We start from the raw sequence: 13,529 nt of genomic DNA on the forward strand, positions 1-13,529 counted from the left end.
TTTACTCCTTTTCAGCTGCATGTTGATTAAATACTTGAATACTATCTGCAGCTAATTTATTTTTCATCATTACTTCAATTAAAGATGTTGGGATCGTAACATCATCAGCACCAGCTAACAAACTATTGATCACTTGAGAGGTATTTTTATAACTAGCCCCTAAAATTTTTGTTTCAATGCGCTGGTTTGCATACACTCCAGCAATTTTAGAAACAACTTCCATAGCATCTAAGCTTTGATTTTCCATTCGATTGACATACGGTGCTACCCAATCGCATCCAGCGATACCTGCAAGATAAGCTTGCTCAACAGAAAAAATAGCGGTCGCCAAAATAACTACTTTTGGATAACGGTTCTTTATATTTTGAATGGCTTTAAAACCCGCTTCATTTGCCGCAATCTTTAACGCAATGCGTTTATCTCCTAAAGTTAAAACTTTTTCTGCGTCTTCTATTAACTCCTCTGATGTTTCTCCTGTAATCTGAACAAACAATTGTCGATCTTTAATGATTTCAAGAATTTCTTGGATGCTTCCGATTCTTTTTTTAGCTGATTCAGTTTTTAATAAAGTTGGATTCGTTGTTACACCTGTTACCCAATCAAACTCTATATACTTCTTGATTAATTCACTATTCGCTGTATCTAAATACATTCCAACGCCACCTTTTTAATTCGTTAATAGTTTGATTCTAATTCTGCTACTTTTTTAAGCCTTCTTGCATGTCTTTCTCCACCCTCAAATTCAGTAGCTAACCATACATCTACAATTTTCAAAGCTAATCCTTCACCTATTACTCGTTCTCCTAAACAAAGAACGTTGCTATCATTATGTGCTTTAGTAGCTTCCGCTGAAAAACAATCTGATACAACAGAGGCTCTCACGCCATGTATTTTATTTGCTGCAATAGACATACCTATTCCTGTTCCACAACATAAAATACCATAATCTGCTTTTCCTTCTGAAACCCTCATTCCAACTTCAATTGCATAAGAAGGATAATCTACGCTTTCAAAATCAAATGGACCAATATCTTCTATATCTATTTGCTTGTTTTTCAAATGAGTAACTATAGCATCTTTTAATTTCTTGCCACCATGGTCGCTTCCGATAATTAATTTCATTATTTCACTCCTATTCATTCGTTTAACTAATTTAGATGCACAAATAGATATGCGAATCTTTACGCATATCTTTTTGCATTTTTTTATGATTTCACTAAAACTTTAATTTCGTCTCCGCCCATTACTGCTTCAAATGCTTCACGCCAATTCTCTAGATCCGTTACTTTTGTGATCATTTTATCTGCATCGATTTTTCCATCAGATAACAGTTGCAATGCAATTTCCCAAGAGGTTGGTTTTTGAGAACGGCTGCCAATATACTGGATCTCACGTTGAATAATTGCATCTTGGTCAAATTTGTTGAATTTTTCAGCAAACAAACCCACCTGTACAAAAGTTCCTTTTTTACTGGTTAAAGCTATCGCCTGATTTACAGCTGGCGCAAATCCCGAACAATCAAATACTTTATCTGCTCCATAACCATCTGTTAACTCTAAAACAATTTTTTCAAGATCTTCAGTCATTGAATCTACAGTTACATCAACACCTAGTTCTTTTGCTAAGTCTAAGCGCGGCTTGTCTTTCGTAATTCCTGAGATAATTACTTTTGCTCCTTGTGCTTTTACAACTTGTGCTAGTAAAAGACCAATAGGACCAGGCCCGACAATTAAAACAGTATCTGAAGCTTTAATCGTTGTTTTCTCTAATGCAGCATGCACACAGCACGCTAGAGGTTCAGTTAGAGCAGCTGCCTCAAAAGTCACATTATCAGGAATGATGTGAACACTTTCTTCCCTGGAAACTAAGAATTCAGAAAAACTACCATCTTGTTGTGTTCCGATGCCGCGGCGATTGCTGCATAAATTGTAATCTTTTTCCAAACAGTATCTGCATTTTCCGCATGTTTCAAACGTCGTCTCACTAACCACACGATCGCCGACTTTTACTCTTTTAACTTCTGGACCAACCTCAACTACTGTTCCTGAAAATTCATGACCTAATGTCACTGGAGTTGTTGGGTTTTTATATTCACCTTTAAATGTATGAATATCTGATCCACAAATTCCAGTATAGGCTGTTTGTATTTTTACTAGTGCACCGCTTACATTCGGTTCCTCTACTTGTTGTAATTCCATTTTATCGTATCCTGGTTCTAACTTTCTAACTGCTTTCATGCTATCTACTCCTCTCCGTTGGGTTGAATAATTACTTTATTAAAGTCTTCTTTTCTGCCAAGCATCATATCAAAAGCTTCTTTTGTTTGATCAAGTGAATATCGATGAGATACCATTGGTTTTAATTTGATTCTGCCTTGTTTGACGAATTCAATCCCATCGCTCCATTCCTTACCCGGGAAAGGTGCGCTATAAGAGTTCCAAAATCCTTTTATAGTCAACTCACGTCTAAAAATATTTTCAAACGATTTTTCAGGCAATGTCACATCTTGATAAGCGATTCCGATGTACCCAATTTTTCCATGTTTGCTTGTAACGCGTAAACATTGCTCTTGTGTAATTTTTGATCCAGCACATTCTAGAGCAATATCAGCACCTAACCCATTAGTGTATTCGCTTACTTTTTCTTCTAAATCTTCTTCCAATGAATTAATCGTATAGCGAACACCATAAGATTTTGCTTCTTCTAATTTTTTTGAACTAATATCTACTGCAATAACATTTTTTACTCCTGCTACTTGTAATGCTTGAACGACAAGTAGTCCAATTGTTCCAATACCAAAAACGATTACTGTATCTCCTATTTCAGGTTCAATTCCACGAATCGCGTGCATAGCAACTGCTAACGGTTCAATCATTGCTCCTTCTTCAAAACTTAACTCACCTATAGAAATAGCATTTGCACTGGGAACTACAACATTTTCAGCAAATCCACCATAACGATGAGAGCCAATCATAGTGTAGTCTTCACATAAAGAAAATTCCCCTTTTTGACAAAATTGACATTTACGACAAGGAATTAAAGGAGCTATCGCAACTCGATCACCAATGTTATGATCTGTCACATTTTTACCAATTTCACTTATCACACCAGAAAACTCATGTCCCATTACAGCTGGTAATGGGTATTTCCAAACGTCTTGCATTTTGTGAGTATCAGAACCGCAAATACCAGCAGACATAACTTTAACGCGAACTTCGTCTTGTTCAACTTGTTTTTCTTTAACTTCTTCTGTTTTTATAACTTTATTATCATATAGTACTGCTGCACGCATCGTTATTCACTCTCCATTTTCTTTTTTTAAAAAAAAGCGCACTATTCATTTTTCATTGAACAGTACGCTCTATTTTTCATATACTATCCAACAATAGATTGATAAAATTGTGAGAATTTCAAAATTAACCAGTTAAGGAAGTTACCACCCATATCTAAAGATGAGATTTCAGTAATATTTCCTGGAGCTGTAAAGTCAGCATTAGCCATCATTGCTGTATGAACTTCAGCAAAGTCAGTAGCCATCCATAATGAAAATACTAATATAATTGCTGTAGTAATAACAGATTGAACGATATTCCCTTTACGAGATGCAACGATAAAAGCAACATAGAATGTAATCGTAGCTAAATCACCAAATGGCAATACTCTGTTACCAGGTAATAAAACTGCGATTAAAAGTGTAATTGGTGTTAAAAGTAATGCAGTAGACATAACTGCGGGATGCCCAACAGCTAAAGCAGCATCTAAACCAATGTATAAATCGCGTCCTGGAAAACGTTTTTTCATAAACTCACGAGCAGCTTCTGAAATAGGAATTAACCCTTCCATCAAAATTTTAACCATACGAGGCATTAATAACATAACTGCTCCCATAGCAATACCAACTTGGAAAGCTCCACCAACATCATAACCAGCTAATAAACCGATTACAGTACCAAGAATTAATCCAACCATCATTGGTTCACCAAAAATACCAAAACGTTTTTGAATTGATTCTGGATCAGCATTTAAGTTTTTGATTCCTGGAATCATACCTACTACTTTACCAATAGGAATACCCAATAATGCATATGCTGCTGTTGAACCAGTCGGTAATGAAATTCCTTCTAATCCAAAGAAGTTTTCTGCCAATGGTTGGGTTTTATCTGCAATTACTAAGACAACCATTTCGTAAAGTACAGCACACACTACTGCAAACCAAACGCTTCCGCCGGTAACGATATAGCCTGTTGCTCCAGCTGCTATAAAGTGCCAGTAGTTCCAAATATCCACATCTAATGTTTTAGTCATCTTGAATACAATCATTAATAAGTTCACTACTAAACAGATTGGAATTAAAAGAACTGAGATAGGCATTGCCCAAGAAGCAGCTGCTGCTGCAGGCCAGCCAGCATCAATGACGTTTAACGACAAACCAAATCGCTCAACCATTGCTTGTGCTGCTGTACCCAGATTATCTGTTAATAATCCAATAACTAGGTTAATTCCTACAAAACCGATACCGATTGTAATACCTGATTTAAAAGCCGTTTTAAAACCAGTTCCAAAAATCAACCCAACGATCAACATAGTAATTGGAAGAATAACGGTTGGTCCTAAATCTAAGATATAATTAATACCATTAACAAATGTTTGCATCCTGTTCTCTCCTTTATTGGTCACATTTTTTAAAAGAAATATTAACTACTATTATTTCAAAGCATCAATAATTTTTTTATCAGTAGCTTCTTGATTAATACCAGATATATACGAAACTGCAATAACTGTTGGAATGTCATAAGTTGTTGGCAAGATTGTAGTGGAGACTAATAAATCTGCACCCTTTTGTTTTCCTTTTGCTTCTGAAATTTTAATTTGTTCTACTTCTGCATTGATGCCATTTTCTTTCAAAATTCTTTCCACTCGGTTTGTTACCACCGTTGAAGTTGCAATTCCAGCACCACATGCTACTAATACTTTTTTCTTATCGTTACTCATAATAAACTCCTCTTTTCTCTTTTTTTTTAATTAACTTGTTGGGTAATACCTTTTAAATAATCAATGACATCGTTTCCATTATTAAATGAAAGCAATTTTTCAACTGTTTCTTTATTCTGCAGAACTCCCATTAATTGTTGAAGAACTTCTAATTGACTATGAGGTTCATTTAGCCCTAGCATAAATATCACATTTGCTTTTACTTCTTGACTAGCATCATCCATACGTTTAAACGGAATGCCGTTTTTCGAGGTTAAGACAGCTATAAATTGTTCCTTAACACATTCAGGATCTGTATGAGGGATGGCAACTGCATATCCATCCAATTCTAACCCTGTAGGGAAGTTTTCTTCTCTTTCCTTAATTTTTTCTAAAAAATTATCTGCGACATAACTTTCTTTATGTGCTATTGCAGCAATCAGTTCGAACACATCTAAATGCGTTGAGACATCTGATTTAGTCCAAATTAGTTCAGGTTTTAAAAATTCTTCAAAATGCATTTAATCATGCTCCTTTCTATCTTTACTGAATAATATTTGTTTCATGGGTAAAGTCGACAATTATTTTATACATTTCTAAGTGACTTTCAGCATTTTTAAGTTTATCCAATTGCTCTTGATTCCCAGCTAATTCCATCAGTTGTAAAAGAGAAGTAAAATGAGTTTTTTTATCAACCGCTGCTATTACAACAACGAAATGAATAAACGTTCCATTGACAGCAGGTAATCCTTCTTCAATATAAATCATACTCATTCCAATTTTATTTACCCCTTTTTCAACTTCAGCATGAGGAATAGCAATATTTCTTTGCAAGACGATATATTCAGAAATTGTTGGAAATTGTTTTTTCATCTCTTCAACATAATTCAATGTGATTTTATTTTTTTTTATTAAAGGTTTTGATGCAAGCTCGATTGCTTCATGCCAATCAGAAACTGATTTTACACGTTGAATCATTTCACTATCAAGCAAATCATCTAATTGTATTTCTTTTTTTGTTTCGGACGATTTAATTTGTTTGTTAGTAACCGGTTCAGCTTGAACCAATCCTTTCAATGATTCGATTAACCCATTTTCATCTTTAATATCGCAGAACTCATTGATGGTTCTCATTAAAACATCAATATTTAGACTCGGCATTTCTAGGTGAAAGCCTTCATTTATCACTCTTTTTCTTAATGATATCTTTTCATCATGATCCATCATTTGATTGACGATAAAAAGTTTCTTATTCGTTTCAACTGGTGTAGCAGAAAAGACTAAATCGTAGTTCAGCTTATTTTGGTTAAATTCCCTAATAGATAATGCCGGATAAAAATAAATTTCTGGAAAAAGCTGATCTAACATTTGCTTCATTAATTTTGAAACAGATAAACCATTTGGACAAACTACTACAGCTTTTAACTTTGGATTAGTAGCAATAATTTCTTGACTGTCTATAATATGCCCACCAATGAATAAAGTTATAAACATTGCTTCTTTTTCCGGTATATCACTATTTAAATACTCACGTAATGGATCTATAGATTGTTTGACAATATAATGTAAAATATCAAATTCTTTACCAATTTTATCTAAGATACCGTAGTCAGTCGTTAAATTGTATTTGATTCGGTAATAAGCTGGTTTAAAATGAGCAAACAGTTTTTCTAGCAATCCCTCTTTATCTACGAGGTATACAACAGACTTTTTCTCAAATTGAATCAAACATTCTTTTAACGCATTTTTCAACTTAGGAATTTCTTCACCACTTAAAGTACTTTTGTTAACGACTTTGGAAGTTAATAACTGAAGTGTAATATATAAGCGCTCATCTTTAGATATCATTGTTTGATCTTCAGATTCAATCAATATTTTAATTGCTTCATATTCACGAGTATCTGACAACTCATTGAAATCAATCAAAAAATTAGCGTTAATCGTTTTTCCTAGGGCAATTCTTTTAAAAATTCCTTCAAAAGAATAAGGCAATATATTCATATCTAAATCTACGAAGGTAAGTCCTAATTGATCTTCAATTCTCATAATCAATTTTTGAAGTGAAGTAATTCTCTCTTGACTGATCTTCATAAATTTCTGTAAAAATGTTTCTCCGCCAAAACTATGCAAAATATACTTTATAGCCTCTAGCATAACTGATCGTTTATTCCATTCATTGCCTTCAAAATGATACCCTTCACTTCTCGTATAGATAACTTGAAGATCAAAAGGATCAATAATATTTTGAACCGCCTTCATATCTTGGAGTACAGTATTTTTGCTGACCTCTAAATCATAAATAAAATGATTTAAAGAAAGTTCTTCATTTCTGAGTAAAATTAATAAGACAATCAAATAGGAACGTTCTTTTTCTGATGGGATATATGAATCAAAATGAATTGCTTCTTGTTTTATTTCAAATAGTTCGAGATTACTGCTATCTATTCGATATTGTCCATTCACTTTTTGAATTTGTTTCTTACCTTGATCTTTTAACCAATCATTTATTTTTTTGAAACTATAATCTACTTGCCTTCTAGAAAGGCTGAAATTTTCTTGCAACTTTTTATTCGTTATACTAGGATTGCGCAATACCTCTTCTAATAATTGATTGCTCCTTTCATCTAAATACATTTTACTAACCTCTTTCTGTTTTTATTATAACGAATGAAACCGAAAAAATGAATACGTTTCCATCACAACATTTGCTCATACCTTTGTACATAACTGCGCTCAACGATTTTTCATTCTTAATCATTCTAATGAATCTGTTCTTTTTTATCAAGAAATAGCTTAGGTTTATTTAAATATCAAAAGTGTTTTTCTCTTTCTCCCATTCATTTACATTTTGTTTTGTACATTATTGGGATTAAGTTAACTGCATCTTTTTAGATTAAATCATAATACTTTAAACCATGAATGATCCCATCCTCAATATTAGAAGAAGTAATGTAATCTGCTTGATCTTTTAATGCAGAAACAGCATTTCCCATAGCAATTGCGTAATCAACATGCTGCAACATCTCTAAATCATTCATTCCATCGCCAAAAGCATAAGTAGGGACTGCATCCAATCTTGTTTCTGATAGCAATCGATCAATTCCAGTTGCTTTTGATACATTTTTCCCAACTATATCTAAGTTAAACTGAGTTGTTCGAAAAATAGATAAATCAGAATAACTTTCTTTGAAGAACTCGTCTAGCTGTTTGTTAGATGTTATAAGAGTGAGCATATTAATTTCTTCCGCTAAATGAACATCAGGTTCTCTTTCTGGCAGAGGAGAATTTAAAAAATCATAGAATTGTTTCACATCTTTTGTGTGTTCAGTTACTCGAATCCAGTCATCTGTATAAAAAGATAAGGGTATACGCTTTTTTCCTGCTTCTTCTTTAATTGAAATGACTTGCTTTTCAGACAAAAAATTACTGTATATTTTTTCCCTTCATACGTTACATTTTGTCCATTAAGAGAGATCGTAGAATGAATGGCCGTTTTTTTTAGAATGGATTTTATTTCATTATTGCTTCTTCCAGTAGCAATAAAAGGAACAATATTATTATTCTTTAACTGTTGAATGGCTTTTATAACTTCTTCATCTACGTCTGATTTAGCGTTTAAAAGTGTTCCATCCAAGTCAAAAAATATCAATGCTTTAGGCTTCACTTTATCTCTCCTTATCTTTTTTAGCAGAAATTATTTTCTTCATAAAAAAACACTACCTTCTTATCTGTATATTACTCAACTAATTTTAATCTGTTAAGTATACATTAGAAGGCAGTTCTTTATACTTTTATACCAGTAAGTAAATAATGACTAGTTGTTTCTTAAATAATTGTTTCATTCTAAGTATTATCCTCTTATTCTAAACAAAAATTAAGTTTATAGGAAGAAAGATAAAAGTAAACCACCTAGTACCCCACCTACTAATGCAGCACCTAAATTAATCAATGATCCTTTAACTTTTCCTCCTCTTGCAACAGATGCAACATAAACGCCTACACCGGCTGCTACGGCCATATCAATCCAAACTCCGCCGCTTTGAGTGATCATTGGATTTTGAAGACCATGATTGATTGCCCATACAGTACCTACAATAAAAGCGGCACACATCCAACCACCAATCGGACCCCATTCATCAACCATTTTACCCCATATCATACGAATCATAAAAGGAAATAAAAACCCACCAAATACTGTAGCTATAGCTTGTCCAATTGTCATTACAAGTTACCTCCTCATTTTTTGTTGTTGTATCCTGGACCTGGTTCATCATCAGCCGGTTGTTGTTTTTTCTCCATATCTTTTTCAATAGCTGCAGCAACTAAACCTGCGATAACCGCTCCTAGAATAACTAAAAGTAAAGTTGGTACGGAGGCAACAAATTCTCCCACACCTTTCATAAAGATATCACGGAAAATTCCTGTAATTCCAATCCCAACAGCCATATCAACAAAGGCAAATTCATCGGGATTATCAATCAACCCTACATAGTGATTCATAAACCACATTGGACCTATAATAATAAATGCTGCAAAAAATCCACCTACAATACCATAAGGGCCTACAAATCCATCCCATACAGTCATAACAACCATACCTGCAATCATATATCCTAATGTACTACGAAGAAATTTCATAATAGCCTCCTATAAAATGTATTTTCATCTACTGACTCAAGCAGTTTTTATTCTGCTTGTTTTTTCATTTCTTCATAAAAAGCATTCATCATCATCCATGACGACTCGGAACCCGGATCTCTATGTCCAATAGCTCGTTCTCCAAGACGTAGTGCTCTTCCCTTTTTAGCGATTAAAGGAATCGTACTATCTGAACCTTTTTTCATAACTTCAATAAATTCACCAAAAACGTCAACTTCATTTCCGTTCACTGATTGAGCTTTAAGGAAATCAATCCCCGGACGCAAAGCATCTACCATTGTTTTATCGCCTACGACTGCTTTTCCGCGAGCTTCAATAGCTGCTACTCCATTTTCAAGCATGCCAGTGAATTCATTAAAAGTAACTTCATTTTTTCCAGCAGTATCTGTTCCCATCTTCATAAATAAACTTCCATATAACGGTCCGGACGCTCCTCCAACTTTGCCTAATAAAGCCATTCCTACTTTTTTCATAAATCCAGCAATGTCATCAGCAGCTTCATCAAATTCATCTAATTTTTTTGTAACTTCTCTAAAACCAATGCTCATATTGATACCATGGTCTCCGTCACCAATGTCAGAATCAAGTTCTGTTAAATGATCCCGTTCTTTTTCAATAAGGTGTGTGATATTTACAATACTTTTTTTGAAAAAATCTCTATCCAGTACTAATGCCATATAAATTCCCTCTTCACTCTTGATTTTTTTTACTTATATTCAACTAACAGATCTAATTACTATTCCTTATAAATAAAACTCGTCTATTCATAAGGAATACCATTTTTACTTCACTTTTAAATATGGAGTGTCACATGGAGCATCCAATAATTCTTTTAATTCTTCATCTAAACGAACGACCGTTACAGACATTCCAATCATATCCATTGATGTTGCATAATTTCCTACTAATGGTTTATGAATTTTAAAGCCTTTTTCTGTTAGAACTTGATCAACACGACGGTAGCAAATATATTGATCCATTAATGGCAATCCACCTAGTCCATTGATCAATACTTGAACTTCTTCACCATCTGATAAGTTAGCTTCTTCTAAAATATGACCTAACAATTCATCCACTACTTCATTTGCCGGTTTTAATTTGCTTCTTTCGATTCCAGGTTCACCATGAATACCCATTCCAACTTCCATGTCCCCTTCGTCCATTTGGAAAATAGTTTTTCCAGTAACTGGTAATGTAGCTGAAGATAAAGCCACACCCATTGAAAAGGTATTTTTGTTCGCTTTCTCAGCTGCCGCTTTAACTGCGTCAAGATCTAAACCTTTCGCTGCTGCTGCTGCTGCTACTTTAAAAACAAATAAATCACCCGCAACGCCTCTACGATCCTCAAAGTTTAGAGAAGAATAAATATCATCTTTCACAGTAACGGTCTCTACACGTATCCCATCTTCTTCGGCCATTTCAGCACCCATATCAAAGTTCATAACATCTCCTGCATAGTTACCATATAAATACAAACACCCTTTACCACTATCAACGGCTTTTACAGCGTTATAACAAGGTTCTGGAGATGGAGAAGTGTTTACGTTTCCGACAACTGCTGCATCAGCAAAGTCTTTTCCAACATAACCTAAAAACAATGGTTCATGTCCTGATCCTCCACCTAAAATAATTCGAACTCTAGGTTCTTCACTCATTACATTGCTAACTACAACACGATCATCATTTGGATCTAATTTCACATAATCGGCATGAACCTTTGTATACCCTTCCAACATTTCTTCTACTACATCATATCCATCATTGATTAAACGCTTCATACTCATTTTCCCCCTATAATTTTTTATATTTTTTTACCTACATAATTGTGGAACAAACTAAGAATCCTATATTACTCAGATAGTGAAACCAATGAATTAAACATTGGCCATTTCTTTTAAAATATCTTCTCTTGAGCAATTAACTGAGGCTTGTACAGCTGCCGCAAAAGCTCCTTCTACTAATGGTGCATCTACTAATAATGTTTTTTCTCTTAATTCATCATCCTCAATTAAATCCATGGCTGTTTCCGCACAAAGGATAGCGCTACCAATATCACCGAAAATAAGAACATCTGTGGCTTCTTCTAAGCTTTGAATGGCTTCTAAAATCATCAAACTATTCGTACCCAAACGTCCATCGCCTGTCCCGCCTGTAGATAGAATTGTCACATGCGGTGAATCTCCAACCATTTCTTCAATCATTTCTTTAACCCCTTCAGTGATTTTTTCACTGTGCGAGACCAAAATAACACCAATCATATTTTTTCCTCCTAATAATTAAAACCGCTAATTTTTTACTTTTTTATGGTTTTGACTGATTCAACAATTGCTTGATAATTTTTTGGGTCATGACCAAACCGTCCTACAAAAACGCCATCAACATTTTCATTCGATACAATCGCACTTACATTATCCTTACTAACAGATCCGCCATAAATAATTCTTATTTTTTCGGCTGTTTCAGTACCAAATAGATTAGATAAACTCTCACGAATGAGCGTATGGATTTTTGCCACATGTTCAGCACTTGCTGCATTTGCTGCTCCTATTGCCCAAACGGGTTCGTAAGCAATAATGACGGTTTCCAATTTTTCTTTTGCGATATTCTTTAAATCCATAGAAAGTTGATTTTCTAAAAAACTCTTTATCCATTCAAAATCTGTCGTTTCTTTTGGCTCACCAATACATAGAACCGGCATCAATCCATTTTCAATGGTAAGTTGAACTTTATCAGCAATCATTTCGTCTGATTCATGGAATAGTGATCTTCTTTCTGAATGTCCAATTTCAACGTATGAACCACCCATATCGACCAGTGATTCAATTGAGAATTCTCCAGTATACGCACCATTTGCTGCTGGAGCAATATTTTGAGATCCAAATCCGATCAGACTATTTTTTAACTTCAGTGATACCGGATAAAGGGTTCCCATTCCTGGAAATAAAAATTGCTCAATTTCCTCTTCTTCTCCAACTAATTGGTTTATGCTTTCTGCAAAGTCAGCTGCTTTTTTTAATGAGTTGTGATACATTTTTAAACTCATTCCAACAATCGGTTTACGTCTAGTCAATTATTCTACCTCCATTAAAAGATCATTTACTTTTAACTGCAACTTGCTCCTTGATCCTCTTCACCAGGAATACGTGAAAATTCTTTTTCTTTATCTGTAATTTGGTCAATTTTACGACCAGAATTTCCACCTTGGAATGTATTTTCTAAATAAATTTTAGTTAAATACTTCATAACATCGACACCAATAATTTTTGCACCAAAAGTAATGATTTGTGCGTCATTACTTAACTGAGCACGTTCTGCTGAGTAAGGGTCATGGACCTGAGCTGCTCGGATCCCTGGAATTTTATTAGCTGCAATTGCCATTCCAATTCCTGTCCCACAAATTAGAATGCCTCGGTCTACTTCTTTTTCATTTACACTTTGAGCAACTTTAAAAGCAATTCCTGGATAGTCTACATCATCTGCTGAGTAGCAGCCGTAATCTTTGACTTCATGTCCAAGAGAAGTAATATATTCTTTTAGTGTTTCTTTTGCTTCAAACGCATTGTTGTCAGCACCAATTCCTATTTTCATTATTGCCACCTCTTTAGATTATTTTTTCATTTTTTGTAAACGTTTTATAAATTTATATTAGCTGTTTAATTTTCGTTTGTCAACGTAATATCTCTTTTATTTTCTTTTTATAACAAAACGAAAACAAACGAAAATAGTCACTTGCTGTTTTCGCAATAATTCGCTATACTCATACTAAATAATTTCTAAGATACGGACTACTAAAGAGGAAGTGCTTTTATGTACACGAAAGAAAGACACGATAAAATTTTAGATTTATTAAATGATTTATCTTTGTATACTATGGAAGAATTGGTAAATATATATAAAGG

15 protein-coding genes and 1 pseudogene are annotated in these 13,529 nt (G+C 34.1%); all 16 read right to left on the bottom strand.

The window, feature by feature from the left end:
- Position 1: 1 nt before the first annotated feature.
- The 16 genes and pseudogenes from ABS911_RS01625 to rpiB (ABS911_RS01700) all read right to left on the bottom strand — a co-directional run bounded on the left by ABS911_RS01625 (position 2) and on the right by rpiB (ABS911_RS01700) (position 13,218).
- A complete protein-coding gene (locus ABS911_RS01625; RefSeq protein ID WP_350465986.1) occupies positions 2-652 on the bottom strand; it encodes a transaldolase family protein in 651 nt (216 codons plus the stop codon).
- A 23-nt stretch (positions 653-675) separates the two neighbouring features.
- On the bottom strand, positions 676-1,122 hold the full coding sequence (gene rpiB, locus ABS911_RS01630) for a ribose 5-phosphate isomerase B (RefSeq protein ID WP_350465987.1): 447 nt from the start codon (positions 1,120-1,122) through the stop codon (positions 676-678).
- An 83-nt stretch (positions 1,123-1,205) separates the two neighbouring features.
- Entirely contained in the window at positions 1,206-2,237 is a 1,032-nt protein-coding gene (locus ABS911_RS01635; RefSeq protein ID WP_350465988.1) for a zinc-binding dehydrogenase, read from the bottom strand.
- Between the two features lie 5 nt (positions 2,238-2,242).
- Positions 2,243-3,292, bottom strand: a complete 1,050-nt coding sequence (locus ABS911_RS01640; protein WP_350465989.1) for a galactitol-1-phosphate 5-dehydrogenase — start codon at positions 3,290-3,292, stop codon at positions 2,243-2,245.
- Positions 3,293-3,375: 83 nt separating this feature from the next.
- Positions 3,376-4,653, bottom strand: coding sequence for a PTS galactitol transporter subunit IIC (locus ABS911_RS01645; protein WP_350465990.1), 1,278 nt, complete (start codon positions 4,651-4,653; stop codon positions 3,376-3,378).
- Between the two features lie 51 nt (positions 4,654-4,704).
- Positions 4,705-4,992, bottom strand: coding sequence for a PTS sugar transporter subunit IIB (locus ABS911_RS01650; RefSeq protein WP_350465991.1), 288 nt, complete (start codon positions 4,990-4,992; stop codon positions 4,705-4,707).
- Between the two features lie 26 nt (positions 4,993-5,018).
- Positions 5,019-5,492 carry a PTS sugar transporter subunit IIA gene (locus ABS911_RS01655; protein WP_350465992.1) on the bottom strand — a complete coding sequence of 158 codons (474 nt, stop codon included), beginning with the start codon at positions 5,490-5,492 and terminating at the stop codon, positions 5,019-5,021.
- Between the two features lie 22 nt (positions 5,493-5,514).
- On the bottom strand, positions 5,515-7,605 hold the full coding sequence (locus ABS911_RS01660; protein ID WP_350465993.1) for a BglG family transcription antiterminator: 2,091 nt from the start codon (positions 7,603-7,605) through the stop codon (positions 5,515-5,517).
- Between the two features lie 254 nt (positions 7,606-7,859).
- A pseudogene (locus ABS911_RS01665) lies at positions 7,860-8,635 on the bottom strand (Cof-type HAD-IIB family hydrolase).
- Between the two features lie 216 nt (positions 8,636-8,851).
- Positions 8,852-9,193, bottom strand: coding sequence for a Lin0368 family putative glycerol transporter subunit (locus tag ABS911_RS01670; RefSeq protein WP_350452871.1), 342 nt, complete (start codon positions 9,191-9,193; stop codon positions 8,852-8,854).
- Positions 9,194-9,207: 14 nt separating this feature from the next.
- On the bottom strand, positions 9,208-9,609 hold the full coding sequence (locus ABS911_RS01675; protein WP_350452872.1) for a Lin0368 family putative glycerol transporter subunit: 402 nt from the start codon (positions 9,607-9,609) through the stop codon (positions 9,208-9,210).
- A gap of 47 nt (positions 9,610-9,656) precedes the next feature.
- Entirely contained in the window at positions 9,657-10,307 is a 651-nt protein-coding gene (gene dhaL / locus ABS911_RS01680; RefSeq protein WP_350465994.1) for a dihydroxyacetone kinase subunit DhaL, read from the bottom strand.
- A gap of 105 nt (positions 10,308-10,412) precedes the next feature.
- Positions 10,413-11,408: a dihydroxyacetone kinase subunit DhaK gene (locus ABS911_RS01685; protein WP_350465995.1), complete on the bottom strand. Its 996-nt coding sequence runs from the start codon at positions 11,406-11,408 to the stop codon at positions 10,413-10,415.
- A gap of 96 nt (positions 11,409-11,504) precedes the next feature.
- Positions 11,505-11,888, bottom strand: a complete 384-nt coding sequence (gene dhaM, locus ABS911_RS01690) for a dihydroxyacetone kinase phosphoryl donor subunit DhaM (RefSeq protein WP_350465996.1) — start codon at positions 11,886-11,888, stop codon at positions 11,505-11,507.
- A 35-nt stretch (positions 11,889-11,923) separates the two neighbouring features.
- Entirely contained in the window at positions 11,924-12,700 is a 777-nt protein-coding gene (tpiA, locus tag ABS911_RS01695) for a triose-phosphate isomerase (RefSeq protein WP_350465997.1), read from the bottom strand.
- A 32-nt stretch (positions 12,701-12,732) separates the two neighbouring features.
- Positions 12,733-13,218 carry a ribose 5-phosphate isomerase B gene (gene rpiB / locus ABS911_RS01700; protein WP_350465998.1) on the bottom strand — a complete coding sequence of 162 codons (486 nt, stop codon included), beginning with the start codon at positions 13,216-13,218 and terminating at the stop codon, positions 12,733-12,735.
- Positions 13,219-13,529 lie beyond the last annotated feature (311 nt).

It is taken from the genome of Carnobacterium sp. (assembly GCF_040274425.1).

Excerpts from the sequence above, each read along its gene's own strand:
- ABS911_RS01625 (WP_350465986.1), bottom strand. The coding sequence starts at position 652 with ATGTATTTAGATACAGCGAATAGTGAATTAATCAAGAAGTATATAGAG.
- rpiB (WP_350465987.1), bottom strand. The coding sequence starts at position 1,122 with ATGAAATTAATTATCGGAAGCGACCATGGTGGCAAGAAATTAAAAGAT.
- ABS911_RS01635 (WP_350465988.1), bottom strand. The coding sequence starts at position 2,237 with ATGAAAGCAGTTAGAAAGTTAGAACCAGGATACGATAAAATGGAATTA.
- ABS911_RS01640 (WP_350465989.1), bottom strand. The coding sequence starts at position 3,292 with ATGCGTGCAGCAGTACTATATGATAATAAAGTTATAAAAACAGAAGAA.
- ABS911_RS01645 (WP_350465990.1), bottom strand. The coding sequence starts at position 4,653 with ATGCAAACATTTGTTAATGGTATTAATTATATCTTAGATTTAGGACCA.
- ABS911_RS01650 (WP_350465991.1), bottom strand. The coding sequence starts at position 4,992 with ATGAGTAACGATAAGAAAAAAGTATTAGTAGCATGTGGTGCTGGAATT.
- ABS911_RS01655 (WP_350465992.1), bottom strand. The coding sequence starts at position 5,492 with ATGCATTTTGAAGAATTTTTAAAACCTGAACTAATTTGGACTAAATCA.
- ABS911_RS01660 (WP_350465993.1), bottom strand. The coding sequence starts at position 7,605 with ATGTATTTAGATGAAAGGAGCAATCAATTATTAGAAGAGGTATTGCGC.
- ABS911_RS01670 (WP_350452871.1), bottom strand. The coding sequence starts at position 9,193 with ATGACAATTGGACAAGCTATAGCTACAGTATTTGGTGGGTTTTTATTT.
- ABS911_RS01675 (WP_350452872.1), bottom strand. The coding sequence starts at position 9,609 with ATGAAATTTCTTCGTAGTACATTAGGATATATGATTGCAGGTATGGTT.
- dhaL (WP_350465994.1), bottom strand. The coding sequence starts at position 10,307 with ATGGCATTAGTACTGGATAGAGATTTTTTCAAAAAAAGTATTGTAAAT.
- ABS911_RS01685 (WP_350465995.1), bottom strand. The coding sequence starts at position 11,408 with ATGAAGCGTTTAATCAATGATGGATATGATGTAGTAGAAGAAATGTTG.
- dhaM (WP_350465996.1), bottom strand. The coding sequence starts at position 11,888 with ATGATTGGTGTTATTTTGGTCTCGCACAGTGAAAAAATCACTGAAGGG.
- rpiB (WP_350465998.1), bottom strand. The coding sequence starts at position 13,218 with ATGAAAATAGGAATTGGTGCTGACAACAATGCGTTTGAAGCAAAAGAA.